At 68.5% G+C, this 18,949-nt stretch carries 19 protein-coding genes; 9 read left to right on the forward strand and 10 right to left on the reverse strand.

Annotation, left to right across the window (positions count from 1 at the left end; genetic code table 11):
- Nucleotides 1-113: 113 nt before the first annotated feature.
- Nucleotides 114-698 carry an isochorismatase family protein gene (locus ACIRG9_RS20645; RefSeq protein ID WP_402858038.1) on the reverse strand — a complete coding sequence of 195 codons (585 nt, stop codon included), beginning with the start codon at nucleotides 696-698 and terminating at the stop codon, nucleotides 114-116.
- Nucleotides 699-923: 225 nt separating this feature from the next.
- Between ACIRG9_RS20645 and ACIRG9_RS20650 the strand changes: the two genes are divergently transcribed.
- Nucleotides 924-2,033, forward strand: a complete 1,110-nt coding sequence (locus tag ACIRG9_RS20650) for an epoxide hydrolase family protein (RefSeq protein WP_402858041.1) — start codon at nucleotides 924-926, stop codon at nucleotides 2,031-2,033.
- A 20-nt stretch (nucleotides 2,034-2,053) separates the two neighbouring features.
- Here ACIRG9_RS20650 and ACIRG9_RS20655 read toward each other — a convergent pair whose 3' ends face one another.
- Nucleotides 2,054-2,914 (reverse strand): oxidoreductase, encoded by an 861-nt coding sequence (locus ACIRG9_RS20655; RefSeq protein WP_402858769.1) that lies wholly within the window; start codon nucleotides 2,912-2,914, stop codon nucleotides 2,054-2,056.
- Between the two features lie 145 nt (nucleotides 2,915-3,059).
- Here ACIRG9_RS20655 and ACIRG9_RS20660 point away from each other — a divergent pair, with 145 nt between their 5' ends.
- Nucleotides 3,060-3,497, forward strand: coding sequence for a winged helix-turn-helix transcriptional regulator (locus ACIRG9_RS20660; RefSeq protein WP_402858044.1), 438 nt, complete (start codon nucleotides 3,060-3,062; stop codon nucleotides 3,495-3,497).
- Between the two features lie 272 nt (nucleotides 3,498-3,769).
- Nucleotides 3,770-4,189, forward strand: a complete 420-nt coding sequence (locus ACIRG9_RS20665; protein WP_402858047.1) for a Dabb family protein — start codon at nucleotides 3,770-3,772, stop codon at nucleotides 4,187-4,189.
- An 88-nt stretch (nucleotides 4,190-4,277) separates the two neighbouring features.
- Here the strand turns inward: ACIRG9_RS20665 and ACIRG9_RS20670 are convergent, their stop codons facing one another.
- Nucleotides 4,278-4,676: a DUF2690 domain-containing protein gene (locus tag ACIRG9_RS20670; RefSeq protein WP_402858050.1), complete on the reverse strand. Its 399-nt coding sequence runs from the start codon at nucleotides 4,674-4,676 to the stop codon at nucleotides 4,278-4,280.
- A gap of 165 nt (nucleotides 4,677-4,841) precedes the next feature.
- On the opposite strand from ACIRG9_RS20670, the gene ACIRG9_RS20675 reads away from it, so the two are divergent.
- Nucleotides 4,842-7,031: a glycoside hydrolase domain-containing protein gene (locus ACIRG9_RS20675; protein WP_402858053.1), complete on the forward strand. Its 2,190-nt coding sequence runs from the start codon at nucleotides 4,842-4,844 to the stop codon at nucleotides 7,029-7,031.
- Between the two features lie 8 nt (nucleotides 7,032-7,039).
- Nucleotides 7,040-7,657, forward strand: coding sequence for a hypothetical protein (locus tag ACIRG9_RS20680; protein ID WP_402858056.1), 618 nt, complete (start codon nucleotides 7,040-7,042; stop codon nucleotides 7,655-7,657).
- A gap of 155 nt (nucleotides 7,658-7,812) precedes the next feature.
- Here the strand turns inward: ACIRG9_RS20680 and ACIRG9_RS20685 are convergent, their stop codons facing one another.
- A complete protein-coding gene (locus ACIRG9_RS20685; protein WP_402858058.1) occupies nucleotides 7,813-9,024 on the reverse strand; it encodes a low temperature requirement protein A in 1,212 nt (403 codons plus the stop codon).
- A gap of 183 nt (nucleotides 9,025-9,207) precedes the next feature.
- On the opposite strand from ACIRG9_RS20685, the gene ACIRG9_RS20690 reads away from it, so the two are divergent.
- The 3 genes from ACIRG9_RS20690 (at nucleotide 9,208) to ACIRG9_RS20700 (ending at nucleotide 11,674) form a co-directional block, all read left to right on the forward strand.
- Entirely contained in the window at nucleotides 9,208-9,918 is a 711-nt protein-coding gene (locus tag ACIRG9_RS20690; protein ID WP_402858060.1) for a hypothetical protein, read from the forward strand.
- Nucleotides 9,919-10,029: 111 nt separating this feature from the next.
- Nucleotides 10,030-10,575: a SigE family RNA polymerase sigma factor gene (locus ACIRG9_RS20695; protein WP_402858062.1), complete on the forward strand. Its 546-nt coding sequence runs from the start codon at nucleotides 10,030-10,032 to the stop codon at nucleotides 10,573-10,575.
- Nucleotides 10,514-11,674: a hypothetical protein gene (locus tag ACIRG9_RS20700; RefSeq protein WP_402858064.1), complete on the forward strand. Its 1,161-nt coding sequence runs from the start codon at nucleotides 10,514-10,516 to the stop codon at nucleotides 11,672-11,674. The genes ACIRG9_RS20695 and ACIRG9_RS20700 overlap by 62 nt, the downstream gene beginning before the upstream one ends.
- Before the next feature lie 80 nt (nucleotides 11,675-11,754).
- Here ACIRG9_RS20700 and ACIRG9_RS20705 read toward each other — a convergent pair whose 3' ends face one another.
- The 3 genes from ACIRG9_RS20705 to abc-f form a co-directional block, all read right to left on the reverse strand.
- Complete coding sequence (locus ACIRG9_RS20705) at nucleotides 11,755-12,543, reverse strand: cellulose binding domain-containing protein (protein ID WP_402858067.1); 789 nt, start codon at nucleotides 12,541-12,543, stop codon at nucleotides 11,755-11,757.
- A gap of 145 nt (nucleotides 12,544-12,688) precedes the next feature.
- Entirely contained in the window at nucleotides 12,689-12,856 is a 168-nt protein-coding gene (locus ACIRG9_RS20710; RefSeq protein WP_402858070.1) for a hypothetical protein, read from the reverse strand.
- Nucleotides 12,857-13,479: 623 nt separating this feature from the next.
- Nucleotides 13,480-15,114 (reverse strand): ribosomal protection-like ABC-F family protein, encoded by a 1,635-nt coding sequence (gene abc-f / locus ACIRG9_RS20715; protein WP_402858073.1) that lies wholly within the window; start codon nucleotides 15,112-15,114, stop codon nucleotides 13,480-13,482.
- A 469-nt stretch (nucleotides 15,115-15,583) separates the two neighbouring features.
- On the opposite strand from abc-f, the gene ACIRG9_RS20720 reads away from it, so the two are divergent.
- Nucleotides 15,584-16,627 (forward strand): P1 family peptidase, encoded by a 1,044-nt coding sequence (locus ACIRG9_RS20720; protein WP_402858076.1) that lies wholly within the window; start codon nucleotides 15,584-15,586, stop codon nucleotides 16,625-16,627.
- Between the two features lie 112 nt (nucleotides 16,628-16,739).
- Here the strand turns inward: ACIRG9_RS20720 and ACIRG9_RS20725 are convergent, their stop codons facing one another.
- The 3 genes from ACIRG9_RS20725 to ACIRG9_RS20735 form a co-directional block, all read right to left on the reverse strand.
- A complete protein-coding gene (locus ACIRG9_RS20725) occupies nucleotides 16,740-17,603 on the reverse strand; it encodes a hypothetical protein (RefSeq protein ID WP_402858079.1) in 864 nt (287 codons plus the stop codon).
- A complete protein-coding gene (locus ACIRG9_RS20730) occupies nucleotides 17,603-17,917 on the reverse strand; it encodes a PadR family transcriptional regulator (protein WP_402858082.1) in 315 nt (104 codons plus the stop codon). Before ACIRG9_RS20730 ends, ACIRG9_RS20725 begins: the two co-directional genes overlap by 1 nt.
- Before the next feature lie 88 nt (nucleotides 17,918-18,005).
- On the reverse strand, nucleotides 18,006-18,749 hold the full coding sequence (locus tag ACIRG9_RS20735; RefSeq protein ID WP_402858085.1) for an SAM-dependent methyltransferase: 744 nt from the start codon (nucleotides 18,747-18,749) through the stop codon (nucleotides 18,006-18,008).
- Nucleotides 18,750-18,949: the final 200 nt, after the last annotated feature.

Consider the following 18,949-nt stretch of genomic DNA (forward strand, 5'->3'; position numbering starts at 1 on the left):
CGTGGGCCAGATCGAAGGGATCGGTGACGACACTGGCAGTGTCGGCGGCCAGGTGGGCGAACCACCAGGATGACGGGCGAAGGCATCCGGGAGCGGGTCGGAACCGTCAGTGGTCAAGACGGGATCAACTCGCCGACGATCGGGATCAGGGCCTGGCCGGCGGGGCTGGCCCAGCTCTTGGCGAGTTCGGTGAGGATCATGTTGGTGGAGGTGATCCCGGCGCCGGCGTTCTCCATCCGCCGTAGGGCGACCTCGTCTGCCTGGGTGCTCATCGATCCCCCGGCGTCGGCGACGACTTGGACCCTGTAGCCCTGGCCGAGCGCGGTCAGGGTCGGATATACCGTGCAGACGTCGTTGGTGACCCCGGCGATGACCAGGTTGCGGCGGCCAGTCGCGGCAACGGCGGCCGCGAAGGCAGGGTCGTCCATGGCGTTGACCACGCCGATGCGCTGAATGCGGGCGGCGTACTCCTCGGGGGCGACGGTGGCGATCTCGGGAGCCAGGGGACCCTGGTCATGGTCCTCCAGGGACGTCGTCAGGACGAGCGGGAGGCCGAGCGCCTTGGCCGCCTTGGCCAGCGCGACGGCGTTGGCCAGCATCTCGGCGTGATCGGTGGAGCGGACCCAGCTCATCGTGCCAATCTGGTGGTCGATGAGCAGGATCGCGGTGTCGTCGGGCGTGAACAGGTTGAGTGACATCAGAACTCCTCGGGTCGTCTCCTGGTTGCCCCGTTGTTGGTGGGCTTGTGCCACATCGCAGCACCCTCGTCGCCCACGTGGCAGGGAAGAGGCTTCCCTGGCTGCCCCCGGCGCGTACGCACAGGCTGGTGCCGTCGTGACAGCGGCGACAACGAGAAAGGCAGACCTTGTCAAGACCGCCTCGGCATCAGAGCGACTCAGGCGCGCTGAGTTTCCGGAGGAGTGATGAGCACACTCGACGTTGCCGACTTCGCCATCGGGGTGCCGGACCATGACGTCACAGATCTGCGACACCGCCTGTCGTCGACACGGTGGCCCCGAGACTGGCCGGAGCCCGCCTGGTCGGCAGGAACCGACCGGGACGTCCTGGCACGCCTCGTTGGCTATTGGGCCGACGGGTTCGACTGGCGCGGTCACGAACGCCGTCTGAATGGTGAGCCGCAGCGCATCGCGACCGTCAGCGGGCAGCGGGTGCATTTCCTCCACGTGCGCGCGGAGCAGCGGAGAGGTCTTCCGCTGATCCTGACCAACGGTTGGCCGAGCACCTTCGCCGAGATGATTCCCCTGGCGCACCGGCTTGCCGACCTCGGGCACGATGTGGTCGTACCGTCGCTGCCCGGGTTCACGTTCTCCGATCAGCCTGCCGCGGCTCCGGCCGAGGTCCCGACGTACGAGCTCTGGCACCGCCTCATGTCAGGGCTCGGCCACCACCGCTACGTCGCGCACGGGGGCGATCTCGGCGCCGGGATCACCTCGCGTCTCGGCGCCGCGCATCCCGAAGCGGTCGCAGGCATCCATCTGATGGCTGTCATGGCGGCCGCCGACCACAGTGACCTCACGGCAGCCGAGGAGGCCTATCTGGCAGGCATCGAATCCTGGACCAGCGACGGCGGGGCCTACCAGCACCAGCAGCAGACCAGACCCCTGACCCTGGCATACGGCCTGACAGATTCTCCGGTCGGCCTGTTGGCCTGGATCCTTGAGAAGTACCGTGCCTGGAGCGACTGCGGTGGAGACGTCACCGCTCGATGGAGCGACGACGAGATCCTGGTGCAGGCCTCGCTCTACTGGTTCACCAACACGATCGGCACGTCCTTCCGGCCCTACTTCGACCACCTCGCGCACCCTCTGCCTCGGCCGGTGATGGGCGACGTGCCGACCGCTGTCGCCGCCTTCCCGTACGACATCTCCGTGCCGCCGCGCGAGTACGCCGAGCGGACCTACCATGTTGTGCGCTACACCCGCTTTGACCGCGGCGGGCACTTCGCACCGCATGAGGAGCTGGCTATTGTCGCTGGCGACATCCACGAGTTCGCCGCTGTGCTTCCTGCCTGAGGAGGCTCACCGTCGGCTGGTCAGCGGCCGATGCTGTTCAGCTCGGCCACGTCCTGCTCAGAGAGGGAGAGCCCGGCGCCGGCGATGTTCTCACGCAGATGCGCCGCCGATGACGTACCTGGGATGAGCAGGATGTTCGGTGAGCGTTGCAGCAGCCAGGCCAGAGCGACCGCCACCGGCGTTGCCCCCAGCCGGTCAGCGACGCCTGAGAGCGTCGCGGACTGGAGGGGCGTGAAGCCGCCGAGCGGAAAGAACGGCACGTAGGCCACGCCGTCGGCGGCGAGCCGGTCGATGAGGTCGTCGTCGTCGCGGTAGGCAAGGTTGTACATGTTCTGCACGCACACGATCGGAGCGATGCTCTGCGCCTCGGCGACCTGCTCCGCGGTTACGTTGCTGACACCGAGATGACGGATCAGTCCCTCCCGCTGGAGCTCGACGAGTGTCTCGAACGCTTCGGCGAGGGAGCCGGACTCGTGGCCTTCGGCATTGCCCATGCGCATGTTGACCAGGTCGAGTGTCTCGACGCCGAGGGACTCGAGGTTCTCGTGGACCTGCTTGCGCAGATCTTCGGGTCGCCTAGCGGTGGGCCAGCCGCCCTGTGCGTCGCGGTTCGCCCCCACCTTGGTCGCGATGAGCAACCGCCCGGGATAGGGGTGCAGTGCCTCCCGGATCAGCTCGTTGGTGACCCGTGGCCCGTAGGCGGCACTGGTGTCGATGTGGGTGATCCCGGCATCGACCGCCTCGCGCAGTACCGCGAGGGCGCCGTCGTGGTCGCCGGGCGGCCCCATGACCCACGGGCCGGCGAGCTGCATCGCGCCGTAGCCGAACCGGGTGATGGTCGAGTCGCCCAGAGTCCAGGTGCCGCCGGGAAGGGCGGTCATAGGTGTGTTCATCGTGCTTGTCCTGCTCCTTGATCAGCGGGTAGCGCTTTTCGCCTCCCTGATTCAATAGTTGGGGAGTAACTTTCTAGGAGGAAGTAGGCACTTCAAGGTGCGTAACCCACCCACAGGAACAGATGTGATCCGGTTGGCGACGATGAACGCTGCGCAGAGACGAGAGCAGGCCAAGGTGGAGTACAACGCCTTCATGGCGGCATGCCCGAGTCGTCAGCTTCTCGACCGGATCTCGGACAAGTGGGTCGTGCTGGTGCTGTGCGCACTCGGGGGCGACACCTCCGATCCTTCCGAGGCGGCAGGTGCTGCCACGTCCATGCGCTATTCCGAGATCTCGCGCCTACTGGCGGGGGCCAGCCAGAAGATGTTGACGCAGACCCTGCGGTCACTGGAACGTGATGGCCTGATCACCCGCACGGTGACGCCAACCGTCCCCGTCACCGTCACCTACGGGCTGACCGACCTCGGTTTCTCGCTCCACGACATGACGCGCGGCATCCGGCACTGGGCACAGGACCACATGGACCAGGTCCTCACCAGCCGCGAGGACTACGACGCCCGTACCTCCTGACCGACGCCCAGCCCTCATCGCGCACGTACCAGGGAAGTCCCTTCCCTGGTTGCCGCCGGTGCGTCCGAGCAGGCTGGTGTCGTCCCGATAGAGAGGGCAGGCAGACAATTGACCACCACACATGAGCTGTGTGTCTCCCTCGCTCCGTTCGACCTGGTGCTACTACAACGAGCTCATCGATCTCGAACCCTCTCACGGATTCGAGTGGCGCAGCCATGAGCGACGCCTGAACGGCGGATGTCCGGTACCGGACGAGATAAAGGAGAAGGCCGATGATCTATCACAGCACGCGGATGAGCATCAAGCCGGGTGTGGCGCCGGAGAAGTTCGAGGAGGCGGTGGAGAGCCTGCGAAACCAGGGGCGGGTGATCCCGTCAGTGAAGTCCTTCATCGTCGGCCGTGACTTCGGTGGTGAGTACGAGATCGCCGCGATCTACGCGATCGAAGACCTGGAGGGGTACTGGCAGTACCTGATCCACCCGGCTCACCACCACACGGACATGATCGGGCTGCCGCTGGTCGACAAGTTTGTGTCCTACGACGTGGTCGACGACGATGATCCGGACATGGCCGCGAAGATCGCCGCACTGCACCAGCGCCGCTACGACAACGACACCGAACTCACCCATCTGGTGTCGGACCTTGCCAGTTACGAGGGCAGCGCTGCCCCCGGTCCACACGGCGACCGCTGACCACCAGGCGCGGCCCAGCAAGCCCGGATGGCCCGCTAATCCCTGGGCGAGGGCGCCCGGATCACCCGGGCGCCCCAGCCCGTCTCCGTCACCACCACGACGTGCATTCGAAGCTCTGGTAGTTGTTCCACGCGGGGCCGATCCAGCCCCAGCCGTAGCAGGCCCGCAGCGTGCGGGTCCAGTTCGCCTTGGGGGTCCACTCCTGCGAGCTGTGGCCTAGTTGGTGGGTGTAGAGCAGCCCGTCGGTGGACTGCAGGAAGATGGCCGTGCCGTACCGGTTGTTGCCTGGCTGGGTCGAGCGCGCCCACGCCCCGTCGCAGTTGTCCGAGTACCGCAGCTCGATGCGAATCCCGGTCTTCGCGGCCGTGAACTCCCGCACCGTGGTCGCCGGCGAGCACCCCGACGTGTTCGGGTCCTCGCCCTCGGCCAGCGCGGGCGAACCGATCATCATCGTCCCGGCCGCGACCGTGACCAGCACCAGCGCCATCCGTGCGATCCGGCGCCGTATCCCCGTCTGCACCATGTCCCCCAAAGAAGCCTCGACATTCGTACGGGATCGACGATCGTCATCGGCTCGGGGTTCGGGCAAGATGTTTTGGGCAGGACCGAAACGTGTTGCCCGGGCGTGCGCCGCCACCGGAACCTCAGGACCATGTCGGTCACGATTCATCCGCGCTCGGTCTGGGCCGAGTTCGTCATCAACGGCAAGGACAAGGCCGCCGCGCCGCCCGCGCCCAGCAACAACTCCGACTGGAGTCCGGTGGCCGGCGTGTTCATCCACTACCGCGGCCCGGCCCTGCCGAACAACGACTACAACGACCACCTCGAGTGCGTCGTCGACATCGCCGGGGTGTACGAGGAGCACACGTCGAGCGACGACTTCAACGGGGACATCGCCTACAACTTCCTGATCTGCAAGCACGGCGAGATCTACGAGGGCCGGGGATTCGAGCGCGGCGAGGCGAACCACTGCGGCCACATCGGGATCTATGGGCGCAACGCGAACTTCTACTCGATCTGCGCCGTGATGCGGGCCGATCACACCGCGACCGAAGCGATGCTGCGCGCATACCGCGACCTCATCCAGTTCCTGCGCACCGAGGCGCCCGTACCCACCGGCACGCGGATCCTGCCGCACTCCTTCCACTACGAAGACCGGGACTGCGACGGCTCCGACTACCCAGAGACCGACTGCCCCGGCAACCTCACGATGTACGCCCAGCCGGGCTCGACGATCGATCCGGCCGCGCCGTGGACCGGGCTTGCCGACATCTACGTCTACGCCGCCCAGAAATGGGTGAACGCGACCTACCAGAACGCCTCCGGCTACATCCACTGCACCGAGGACGGGCGGACCGGCTGGGGCACGGTTCTCTCGTTCACCCAGGGGCTGCAGCAGGAGCTCGGCATCTCACCGACCGTGCAGAACTTCGGCCCGGGCACGTTCAACGCGGTCAAGGCGCACGACACGCTGCCGCAGGACGAGATCAACACGAATCTCGTCCACCTCTACAACGGCGCCCTCTGGTGCAAGGGCTACTGGACGTCGACGAACCTGGGCGCCTGGACGCGGGACTCGGAGACCGCGCTGCGGCAGCTCTACACCGACGCCGGACTGTCCTGGTCGGACACGACGATGCGCAGGAAGATGTGGCCCCACATCTGCAAGGCGCTGATGCGGATGGACCAGTTCAAGCGGGTGCCCGGCGGTGACGTCGAGATCCAGCACATCCAGCAGCGGCTGAACGCCCGATACGTCGCCGAGGTCGGCATCCCGGCCATGGGGCTGGTGCCCTGCGACGGCTACTACTCCCGCGACGTCCAGCAGGGCTTCATGATGGCCCTCCAGTACGAGCTCGGCATCGCGCTCGGCTCGATCAACGGATACTTCGGCCCCGGGACCCAGTCCGCCCTGCGCGGAAAGGGATCCGGCACGCTCACCGGCGACCTGCGCTACCTGTTCCGCTCGGCCTGCTACTTCAACTCGCCGACGATGGAACCCGACGGGTCGGGCGGGCAGCAGCCGTACGCGTACAAGGCGTCGGACATCGGCACCGACTTCCCGACCGGCACCCACCAGAGTTGGGTACAGGCGTTCCAGCGCTTCTCGCAGATCCCGGTGACCGGCACGAACGACTACACGACCTGGGCGCAGCTGCTCGTCTCGTGCGGCGACACCGACCGGCCGGCCACCGGTGCCGACTGCATCACCGAGATCACCGCGGCGCGGGGGCAGCAGCTGTACGCTGCCGGCTACCGGATCGTCGGCCGCTACCTCGACGAGCACCTGCCACCGACCGATCCGTCCTACCTCGGCAAGGCGCTCAAGCCGACCGAGCCGCAGACGATCCTCAACGCCGGGCTGCGGCTGTTCCCGCTGTTCCAGTACAACGGGACCCAGCTGGGCAACTTCACCTACGAGAAGGGCTTCGACCAGGGGACCAAGGCGCACCTGAAGGCGATCGCGTATCGGCTGCCGGGCGGGACGTGCATCTACTTCGCGGTCGACTACGACGCGCTGGACGTCGACATCGACAGCAACATCAAGCCGTACTTCCGTGGCGTGAAGGACGCGCTCGCCGAGGCCGGCAACCACTACTCGTTCGGCGTCTACGGTTCCCGCAACGTGTGTATCCGAATCTCGCACGAGGTCGGCGCGCGCTGGTCGATGGTCTCCGCAATGTCCTGGGGATACTCCGGCAACCTCGGGTTTCCGCTGCCAGACAACTGGTCGTTCAACCAGATCCGCGAGTACAACTTCCAGGCCGGCTGGGGCCTGGACCACGACGTCTGGCGGGAGAACGCCGACCCCGGCGTCTCCTTCCTCGAACCCGGTCAGTGAGGATCACAATGGTCACCCGACGCAGTCTTCTCGGCGCCGCGGCGCTGGCGCTCGTCCCCGTCTCCCCGTCCCGTTCCACCCCCGTCGCCGTCTGGACTCCCGACGCGGGTGCGATCACCACGTACCGGATCGAGGGCTCGAGGGCGTCGGTCGCCCTTCGCGAGGGCGACGCGGGCGCGGTCCTGCTGCACGTCGCTCGCCGCTGGCACTACGAGATCGCCGCGCTCGACACCGGCGAGGGGGGCGGCGTCGAAGGTTACCGGTCCGGGCGTACCGCGAAGGCCGCGTACGAATCCCACTACCTTTCCGGTACGGCGGTGGCGCTGCACCCGCGCGCCTACCCCATCGGCGGCAGCGAGTCGTTGTGGCCGCACCAGGAGGCGATCGTCCGCGACATCCTGGTCGACTGCGAGGGCACGATCGCGTGGGGAGGCGACCTCAAGCCGGCGTCGGCCGGGCACTTCCACGTGGCGGCCGCCCCGGGTGACAAGGTGCTGGCCCGGGTCGCCGCACGACTGTCCCCGGCGGCGCAGACCAAGTCCCGAACCCAGCGGGCCGGCGCGGTCTCCGACCCGGCCATCCCGTCCCGCCGCGGGCGTGCACTGCTCCTGCCTCGCGCGCGGTGACCACGCCATCTCAGTCGGCGTCGCCCAGCTTTCACCCACAACCTGCGCGGCTGCGGCGCCGCGTTCTGCTCGCCGATTTCGCTCGTCCAGCTGGGCGAGTCGCAGTTCTACAGCGGGCCAGCTTGTACCGGAACCGTACGCCGGAGGCAAGTCGCCTATCTGGGTGGTGATGGGGCCTCGAGTGGTTTCCCGCGGGCTCGTGCCGCGTCGGTGGCGGCGATCCCGGTCAGGATCAGTGCGGCGGTGAGGGAAACCAGCACCGGTGGTAGGAGGTGCATCGGCGGGGCTGCGAGGACGAGGACGATGACTCCGATGATGCGGGGGCGGGAGACCCGGGCGAAGACCACGTATTCGAAGTGGGCGCGGCCGGCGACGTACAGGGCGGGGCCGCCGAGGATGAAGACCAGCCAGGCCAGCCTGGTGTGGCCGATCGGGTGGGAGATGGTCAGTTCGTATCCGATGGCGGTGATGATGATGCCGAGGATCATGGTCCAGTGGGTGAAGGCGGCCATCCGGCCGAGGTTGGCGGGGTCCTTCGACGCGGCGATGGCGTCGGCGAGGATCTGCCCGGCCCGGTAGAAGTAGATCCGCCACAACAGCACGGTGGTGGCGAAGCCGATCACGAACGCCGCCGTCGACTCGACGTCGTACAGGCCCATGGTGTAGGCGATGGCGAGGGCCAGGACCGATTCGCCGAGGGCGATCAGGAGGAACTGCTGATAACGGTCGGCCAGATGTTCGCCGGCCGCCGCCCACGGGATGGCACGGGCCCGGCCGAGCTTCGGCACGGGCCACCCTAGGCGGGCCGCCAGGTAGTCCCCGGCCGCTGCGGCGATCCACAGAATCACCCGGGTCCCGTCGTGGGTGAGCGCGCCGCCGATCCACAGGAGGCCCGTCAGCGTGAACCAGACGAGGTCACGGGTGACCCTGTTCTCCAGCTCGTGCCCTCGCAGCAAGACCTTGAGGACGACGACCCGGCCGACCTGGATGAAAACGTACGGTACAGCGAAGGCCAGGCCGCCGCCGTGGAACGCGGTCGGTAGCCCAGCCGACATGATCAGCACACCGAACATGGTCATGATGACGATGGCCTGTACGGGTAGCCGGCGTGGGTCCAGCCTGGCCGTCGTCCACGCGGTCATGGTCCAGACCCAGGTCAGCGGCATGAGCAGCAGCAGCGTCTTGCCGGCGTCCGTGAGAGCGGGCCACGCCTCGGCGAGGCCGGGACGGGCCAGATGTTCGGTCACCCGCAGGGCGATCCGCTGGATGACGAAGACGAACGCCAGGTCGAAGAACAATTCCAGGAACGTCGCCTGCTGCGGGCTCCCATGTTTGCGCAGCAGGTCGGACCGCCCTGCCGCCATCATCGCCGGCCTCGCTTGGCTGACCCATCACGCCGTTACCCTGCCACGCCCCCCTGCCGGCGCGTGTGCACTCGCGCCGATCTCACCCGTGGAACGTGGGTACGGGAAGCCTCACCGATCAGGTGTGGGGTGATCGCTGGTCTCGGTAGGCCCGGGTACGTCACGATGCCGGCCGCACTCACATGGTTGAACTCCACCAGGCCGTCTGGTGCCGCCGGAGTAACCGGCGCCATCGATTCGGTCGAGCCGACCACACCGGTCGCGCCGGCCGCATACGGCCCCACCATCGCGGATGTTGTCGACCTCGGTGCGTGGCCGGCGCTGTCGCAAACCCCGGCTATGGCATGGTCCTCACTCGTGAAACGCGATTTCTCGGGCCGCGACGGCGACCTCGTTCCGATCAAGGGTTGGCCAACCGCCCTGAAGTTCGACGGACAGGTCACCTACCTGTGGTGGGGCCAGGACATCGACAACGAGGACCGTGCTGCGGCCCGGGCGGGACGCCTGTACACCTTCGCCTCCGAAGCTGACTGCTGGGCAATGGCAGATGCGAAAGGTTGGGCTGCCGACGGCGATCCAGCGGACCAAGAGCTTGTGGTCGCGACCGACCTGGAGCCGGCTCAAGAGTGGCTACGAGGTCGGCGAATGGCGCTCGACCCGAAGGCCGGGCTGAACCTCTGGAACTGGGCCACCGACGCCGCCTACAGCACCGGCCGGCCATGGAGCGACCGCGGCGGCCGGCGCGACGACTGCTACGACAAGCTCTTCGCCGCTAACGTCCCATGGGCCTTCGGGATAGAGTCGTACCGCCCCAGGTGGAATCCCCGTCAGCTGCGGACGTTGCGGCAAGTCCTGAGCCAGGCGGTTCACCTGCTGCGTGCCGCGATGCGCGGCTGACGGTCCTTCCGCATCAGCGCGTGCCCTTCTACGGATCCCTGCCTAGCGGTGTGGCGCGGGGTGCGGATTTGACTGGCCGTGCGTTAACCCCGCTGTCCTCCCAGAGCGTTCATGCGGTGGGAGGTACACATCAACATGCAACGACCCCGGGACCTGGGGCCGCCGGAGGGCTTCGTCGAGTTCGTCGCGGCACGCTCTGATGCGCTACTGCGTTCGGCCTGGCTGCTTACCGGTGACGCCGGGCGGGCCGAGGACCTGTTACAGACGGTCCTGGCGGACGTCTGGCGGCGCTGGGCCACGATCACGACTGTCGGACATCCCGACGCGTACGTCCGTAAGGCCCTGTTTACCACGTACGTGTCCTGGTGGCGGCGTCGCTGGCGCAACGAGATTCCAAGCCAACCACCGGACAAGCCCGAACACAGCGACATGGCGGGGGAGTCCGCTGATCGGGACGCGTTACGCCGCGCCTTGGCCCGGCTCAGCCGGCAGCAGCGGGCGATCGTGGTGCTCCGCTACGTCGAGGACCTGACGGTCCAGCGGACCGCGGAAGTGCTCGGTTGCTCGCACAACACGGTCAAGGTGCAGGCCTCCCGTGCCCTACGGATTCTGCGTACCGATCCGAATCTTGAGCTGTTTGCCGCGTGGAGGTCATGAAATGAACCATGAAGATGAGGAGATCAAGCTCCTGTTGACCGAGGCTGTTCCCCCGCTGCCGTCGCCGGTGGATCGGGTTGGCGCGGTGGCGAGGCGGGTCCGCCGGCACCGGCAGCGCCTCATCGGGAGCAGCGTGCTCGCCATAGCTACGGCGGTCGCACTGGGTGTCGGAGGCATGCAGATACTCACCGGAGGTGAACGTGTCCCTCCAAATCAGACGGCGGGCAACTCCGGCGGACAAGGGCGCTGGGCTTCGTGCGTCGAGGCGGCACCGGAGGTGGCGACGCGCGGCTTCTTGATGACGGGCGAGCAGGCCCACCTGCCCCGCCTCAACGCTGACTTCACCCCGGACGTGGTCGTCATCTGTGGACAGGAGACGCAGCGACGCGCTGACGGGGGCCAGGACCTGGTGGCGACGGAACGTCGTGGCGACGACGTCGCCGCCCTCGTTACCGCGCTGCGCCTGCCGGACGAGCCGCGCACAGACCGAGCGTGCACCTACGAGCTGTGGTTGCAGCCCTGGCTGGCGGTCGTCGACGCCAACGGCCGGTGGATGCGGCCCGAGATTCCCCGCGACCCGTGCGGAAAGCCGCGGATCGAGGTACGTGAAGCCCTCGACGCACTGCCGCTGACCACCGTGGCGACCCGCCCTGTTGCCGAGATCGAGTCGGCCGGGGCCGCCGCAGCCGGTTGCAGGCAGAGTTGGAAAGACATGCTGTCGGTGTATACGGCGGCGAAGCCGGGCCCCCGCCCCGGGGCCGTGCCGGAGCCGTTCCCCGCCGGGCAACAGATCCGCCTCTGCGTGTATGAACTGCCGAAGGGCGAGCAAGGGAACGGCGGCGGAGAGTTCGCGCACGGGACGGTGCTACAGGCGGACCGCCGGACGGCAATCGAGCACGCCCTCACGGCTGCCGGGCCGGTGGAGCCGTGCGGCAGGCACGCCAGCCGCTTCGCGCTGCTGTGGTCAGTGGCCGGCGACGGCCCGCAGACGTACGTCGAGCTCGACGGCTGCCATCGGATCATGGTGGTCGCCAATCCCGGCGGCCAGGTCATCGCGCAGGGCGGCACCGCACTGGCCGAGCTGCTCGACAAGCCGTGACGTTATGGCGAGGCCGCTTCAGTCCCGGGGACCAGGTGGGGACCACTCGACACACAACCCTGCGGGAGTGCCGACGTGCGTCAGCGCACCTCGCAGGGCGCGCCGTTCACGGTGAAGGCCGTGGGCGGCGCGTCGCTGTCGTGCCACGTACCCATGATGCCGAACGTCGCGGTACCACCGGGGGACACGACGGCGTTCCAGGCCTCGTTGCGGGCTGTGACGGCGGTGCCGGCCTGGGCGGTGGTCGCACCCCAGGCGCCGGTGATGCGCTGGTCGCCGCCGAAGTCGAAGGCGAGCGCCCAGCCGTCGATCGGCGCGGTCGCGATGTCGGCGATGGTGAACTGCGCGACGAAGCCGGCGTCCCACTGGCTCGTGGTGCGGTACGTCACCGCGCATCCTGGCCTGGGCGGTACCGGCGTGATCGCCAGGTCGGCGGAGCCGGAGGCGACCGTCGTGTCGCCGGTGCTGAACCGCGCGGTGACCTGGAGTCGGGTGGCGGTGCAGGTGGCGAACGTGCTGTAGCCGGACGTCGCCGCATATGTTGCACCGGCCGCGATGGTGATCTGGCGTGGCGGGAGCGGGTCGAGGACGGGGCACCCGGGCGGGATACTGCCGGGGTCGGCGCCGAGGAACCGCCCGTAGGAGAACAGCGAGACCTGCTGCAGCGTGTCGGTGCAGTTTTGCGCGACGAGCGTCAGGGTGCTGCCCTGCCCGGGCGTGATCTGGGGCGGCGACCAGGTCATCGACGCGATCCGGATGGTGCCGGTGCAGGCCGGATCGGCGGCGTGCGCCGGGGCGGTGGCGGCGAGGACGGCGAGGGCGGCGCCGGTGGTGCAGAGCGCGGCGAGGGCGGCGGTGAGCTTGCGCAACGGGACCTCCTGCGTGGCGTATGCGGGACCCTTGCACAGCACACCGGAACGCAGTGGCAACTGTCAATATCTAGACTTCCGCCACCGGGGCGCGGACACCTTCCCGCCCTGGGCGTAGGCTCCGGCCGCCCGCTGGCTGGGGTGGTCAGAGCAGAGGGCTGGCCACCTTGGCACCTATCCGGGAGGTGGAATCTGGCGGAGGATCCTGTCCGATGTACCGCTCGGTGCGCGGAAGCGGCACCTCGACAAACCTGCCGTCATACAACATCCAGAGGCCGAAGCAGTCGTCCTCCTCCTCGTCGTGGATCAGCACCTGCAGAGACTCGGAGCGCCTGTAGGTACTCCAGCAGTTCAGCCCAATGGTGTCGATGGGTGAATTCAGCCGCCCAGCCGCGGCCAAACGTACCCGGCCACTCGCTCTCAACTGGAACGAAGATGTTGTTCCATGGACGTGTGCCGTCGTTGTCCTGGGTTAGTGGGGCCATGACCTCGTGCGCGTCGGCGGCCAACACGACGACTTCCGCGAATCTGGCTCACCAGGTTCTGGTCTGTCCAGGTTCTCGACCTCCCAAACCGATGCTCTGTGCCGCCCAACTCGCGCAGTCCGCCGCCCGAGCCGCCGGAGCCGTCATCGTCCGAGCCGCTGCCGTCGGAGCCCGCGGTGCCGACGTGGACCCGAAATTCGGCAGGGTTGTCGGCCGGGTTGGCGTCCCTGGCGTCGTCCGTGGACAGAGCCGCGGGGCCCGCGGGCAGCTTGTCACTCGTGCCGCGGGGCGACCGAGTTGAGGCTTGAGTCCGTCCAATCTGGTGGGTGTTTCGGCGGCCGGGGCTGACCGTGGCCGGCAACCGGTTCCGGTACGGGCAGTGGCGCGGCGGGCCCGACCCGCGCGCGGGGCGGCATGCCTCGGGCACGGGCCAGGTCGACACGTCGACGGCTCACACCTCAGGAGCCCCCGTCTCCTTCAGCGCGCCGTCGGCAAGCCGCAGCCATCGGTTCACGCCGATCTCGTGCAGGAACCGCTCGTCGTGGCTGACCACAATGAAGGCACCCTGGTAGGAGCTCAGGGCGCTCTCCAACTGACCCGCGCTGACCAGGTCGAGGTTGTTCGTCGGCTCGTCGAGCAGCAGCAGGTGCGGAGCTGGTTCCGCGCACAGCACACAGGCCAGGGTGGCGCGCAGTCGCTCGCCTCCGGAGAGCACACCGACGGGCAGGTGGGCGCGAGGCCCCCGGAAGAGGAAGCGGGCGAGCAGGTTCATCCGCTCGGCCTCCGGCCGCTCCGGGGCGTAGTCGGCGAAATTCTCGGCGACCGTACGGTCCGGGTCCAGCAGGTCGAGGCGCTGCGAGAGGTAGGCGATGCGGCCGTCGGCCCGCTTGATCTCGCCGCTCCGGGGTGTCAGGTCGCCGCTGATCAGACGCAGCAGCGTGCTCTTGCCGGCACCATTGGGACCGGTCAGCGCGATGCGCTCCGGGCCCCGGACGGTCAGGTCGACGCCCTGGCCGGCGAACACGTCCTTGTCGCCGAGGCGAATGCAGAGCTGCTCGCCGAGGAACAGGTTGCGTCCGGCGGGCACGTTGGTGTCCGGCAGGTCCAGCGTGATGCGCTGCTCCTCGCGTAGCGCACGCCCGGCCTCGTCCAGCCTGGCCTTCGCCTCGCTGACCCGGCTGGCGTGCATCTGGCCCACCCGGCCCGCGGACTCCTGCGCGCCCCGCTTCAGGTTGCCGGCGAAGATACGAGGCAGGCCGGCGTTCTTCAGGTTGCGAGCGGCGTTGCTCTGCCGGCGTTCGGCGCGCTCGCGGGCCTGTTGCATCTCCCGCTTCTCCCGCTTCAGATCCTGCTCGATGTTGCGGACGTTCTTCTCCGCGACTTCCTGCTCGGCCCGCACGGCCTCCTCGTACTCGGTGTAGTTGCCGCCGAACAAGCGCAGGTTGCCGCGGTCGAGTTCGGCGATGCGTTCCATGCGGTCGAGCAGGGCGCGGTCGTGGCTGACCAGGAGCAGGCAGCCGTTGAAGTCCTCCAGCGCGTCGTAGAGCTTGTGCCGGGCGTCGAGGTCGAGGTTGTTGGTCGGCTCGTCGAGCAGCAGCACGTCGGGCCGCTTCAGTAACTGGGCAGCGAGACCGAGGGAGATGACCTGGCCGCCACTGAGGGTGCTCAGGCTGCGATCCAGGGTGAGGTCGGCCAGGCCGAGGCGGTCGAGCTGGGCGCGGGTGCGTTCCTCGATGTCCCAGTCGTCGCCGATGGTGGCGAAGTGCTTCTCGTCGACGTCCCCGGACTCCACGGCGTCGATTGCCTGGATGATCGCGGCGACACTCAGCACCTCGGCGACAGCGAGGTCGCCGGCCAGGGGGAGGCTCTGCGGGAGGTAGCCGAGGGTGCCGGCTACGGAGATCGATCCGGCACCGGGCCGCAGTTCACCGGCGATCAGCTTGAGCAGAGTGCTCTTGCCGGTGCCGTTGGGCGCGACGAGGCCGGTGCGGCCGGAGGCGACGGTGAATGACAGGTCCTGGAAGACGGGGGTGCCGTCGGGCCAGGTGAAGGACAGGTTCGAGCAGACGATGCAGGCATCGGACATGGAGGTGACCTCGTGGGGAGGGGGCAGGAAAGAGACTTCTGCCCCGGCAGCAGACAGGGAGAAAGAGGGACGACAGCAAGGCCACGTCGGCGGCGCTTCCACGCACCGGCCCAGCGGCCTGCCAGTTCCGGGTATCACCCGGAGATGTCGTCGTCCACCACCATGTCTGGGCTCCTCAACAAACGATCAACGCCCCGTCAGTCTAACAACAGGGGCGTTGGACCGGAGATACGACGGGCCACTCGGTCGGAACCTCGGCGGGCCGTCCGCGCAGGTGTGCGATGTCCACTCCAGGGAGGCCCCAGGTGCTCCGTGCCGCCAGACGACCGGAAGATCATCACGCCGCTCTGGATGTTGTCGTGGTCCTCGCCGTGCACATACCGCCGCACCCGGCCGGCACGGTTCCGCAACGATCCATGCAACGCCGCACTGTAAAACAACTACGACAACAACGATGACAGGAAGCGCCATGAACCAGCTCAGTCGCCGCGCCCGCGATCTCGGACTCGTCGTCGGGTCGCTGTCCACCGGGCGGCACAACGCGATCACCGACGTCGCCGGGATCCGGGTCGGGCACACCACCATCGACGACGGTGCCGACCTGCACACTGGTGTCACCGCCGTTGTACCGAGCCAGCTCGGCCCCGGACGATGGACCCTGCCGGCCGCGATCTACTCCGGCAACGGCCACGGGAAACTCGTCGGCTCAACCCAGGTGGACGAACTCGGGGTCCTGGAGTCACCGATCGTCCTGACCGCCACGTTGTCCGTCTTCCGGGCCGCGGACGCGGTGCTGAGCTACCTGATGGACCGCCGGCGAGACAACCTGTCGTTCAACCCACTGGTCGGCGAGACCAACGACGGCCACCTGTCAGACATCCGCCGTCGCCCGATCACCGCGGAACACGTGCTCGCTGCCATCACCCAGGCGTCCGGCGAACCGCCAGCGGAGGGCTGCGTCGGAGCCGGCACCGGCACCACGGCCTTGGGCTTCAAGGCCGGCATCGGCACCTCGTCCAGGACGGTACAGGTGGCCGACCGTCCGGCGACGGTCGGCGCCCTCGTCCAGTCCAACTTCGGAGGAGTGCTGACCGCCCTCGGCGTCCCGCTGCCGGTCCATGAGCTGATCCCGGACGCCGATCTGGCCGAACCACCTGGCAACTCGTGCATGATCGTGGTGTCCACCGACGTTCCCCTGGACGCCCGACAGCTCCGACGGGTCGCCAAGCGGGCGGTTTTCGCGATGGGCCGAGTCGGAGCGTCGTACAGCAACACCAGCGGCGACTACGCGATCGCGTTCAGCACCCTACAGCCGGGCCCGCCACCGATCCCCGACGAGGAGATCAACCCGCTCTTCGCCGCAGTCCTGGACGCGGTTGAGGAAGCGCTGCTCAACTCGCTGTTCACCGCCGTCACCACCACCGGCGCGGGTGGTCGTACCAGTCACGCCGTTCCGCATCGAGAGGCGATCCGGCGGCTGTCGGCCGCCGGGCGACTCGCGGCACGAGCCTGACCACTGAAGTACGTCGACGGCTCGACAAGGTTTGGTGTGGGCGCCAGCCGAGGGGGCGCACGGCGTGCCGTACGTCAACGAGCCGCTCCCCGTCAGGTGGGAGTCACACCGATCACGCGGCCGGTCTGGGCCTGCTCGCGCTGACGCCGACCACGGCGAGCAGGAACACCGTGCACATGGTCAGCACCGGCGGCAGCATCTTGATCGAGTCCTCGAGCTGCCGGTACGTGCCGTCGACCAGGCCTGGATCCCACCAGCTCATGGTCGACAGGTACCACAGCGGCGCATTGTGTCGCGGGGCGCGCTCCGGCGGCAGCGCGGTGAACACGTACACGGCGGTGACCGCGTCGAGCAGCAGCAGCGCCCCCAACCCGCTGCTGATCCAGGCAGCGGCGCGGCGGCCGTGGCGCAGTAGGACGCTCACCGCCCAGCCGAGACCGGCGGCGCCGACCGCCCAGCAGGCCGCGGCCGCCAGTGATCCGGCACGGACCTCGCCGAGCACATCACCGACATGCGGTACGGCGCTGATGCCCGCGACGCCCAGCGCGAGCGCCACCGGAACCACGACGGCGGCCGCGACGATCGGCTCGGAGCGTGCCACCGACCGGCCGAACCACCACATCGAGGCAGCGGCAAGCGCCACCGCCAGCGCGTACCCGTAGGGCGCGGCCTCGTGTGCGCCGGTCACGTCGGCCAGCAGACCCGCCGTGGTCAGCAGGGCCAGCAGCAGCACGCCGAACGCGAACGGCGCGATCACCAGCTTGATCAGGGTGACGGCGGCGGTGCGTGCCTGGGCCACGGTCATCGTCTCCGTTCGGTGGGTGAGCCGGTCGCGCAGTGCACACCGGGCGGTGTCGGCCAGGTCCCGGGCCGGGGTGTCGCTGGCGGTGAGCAGTTCGGCGATCTCGTCGCCGTAGCGCTCGCGGATCGCGGCCGGGTACAGCGCCAGCACGGCGCGGATGATCCGGGTGCGCATCAGGCCACCGCCAGCCGGCGCAGCCCGGTCGCGGCGAGGGACCGCATGCGCTGCAGTTCGGTGCCCAGGGCTGCCCGGCCGGCGTCGGTCAGCCGGTACGGCTTGCGTCGGTCCTGCTCGGGCAGGGCCTCGATGTAGGCGTGCTCCTCCAGGCGACGGATCGCGCCGTAGAGCGTGCCGGGTCCGGGGCGGGCGCCGGTGAGCTCGCCGATGTCGTCCTGCATCGCGTAGCCGTGCTTGGGTCCTGCGGCGAGGCTGATCAGGATGTGTAGTGCCGGTTCGGAGAACCGGCCGAGGTCGGCGAGCCCGGCCATCGAACCCCCTTACTACGTCCCGCGTAGCATCGCAGTACGTAGCAACGCCGTCAAGCCCAGTTTCAGGTCAGTGAAAACCGCCCCACCATCAGATACGGCGTAGCACCAGCGTCGCGAAGCCCAGGACGTTGCGGTACCCGCGCAACCACTGGTCGCGGTGCTCCCGGGCGACGGCGAGTGCCTCGGCAGCCTCTGGATGGCCGGGATTGTCCAGCGCCCACTCGGTGAGCGAGCCGATCCACGACCATTCGTAGTCGTCCCACTCGGCGGCGTCGCTGACATGGGCGTACACCGGCGTCCAGCCGGCCTGCTCAGCAGCTTCGACCAGGCCGGCCAGGTCGGTGAACTCCTCAGGTTTCGCATCGAGCGCGGCGAGCGCCTCCGGAGTCGGCGGGACCTGCCAGAATCCCTCACCGACCATCAGGACGCCGTCGGCATTCACATGCCGGCCGGCCAGCTCCAGCGTCTCGCCGAATCCGCCGAACGCGTGTGTCGACCCGACGCACAGCACCAAGTCGTAACCGCCGTCAGGCACGTAGGTCCGGGCGTCGCGTTCGTGCAGCGTGAGCCGGTCGGCGAGGCCGCGTTCGGCGGCGGCGCTGGCGGCGCGTTCGAGGGCGTACGGGTTGACGTCTATGCCGTCCGCGTGCCCGTCCGGAAAGTGCGCGAGGGCCTGCAGCGCCCAGGATCCCTCCCCGCAGCCGAGGTCGAGGACACGAGCCGCCGGCTGGCGGTCCGCTCGGCGCAGGAGCCGGTTGAGGTTGACAGCGAAGATCGGGGCCGCGATCGGGTGGTGCGAGTGGGCGATGCTGCTGAGCCGTTGACGATCCACCGGCAAAGTCAACACGACTCCGGCCGATGCTCGCATTCGGGTTGTCATGCCAGGCGCCGCCGGCGGCAGATTGGGTCGCGCCCGGTCCCAGGTGACGTCGATCCGACTATCCTCCGGAGGAGGTGTCCGCGCCATGCGCAGTGTCATACATCGTCCTCGCGTTCCCCCCGCCGCCTTCGCCCCGGATCGTGCCCTTGCTG

This window comes from Micromonospora sp. NPDC093277, from assembly GCF_044765245.1.
Lineage (GTDB): Bacteria > Actinomycetota > Actinomycetes > Mycobacteriales > Micromonosporaceae > Micromonospora.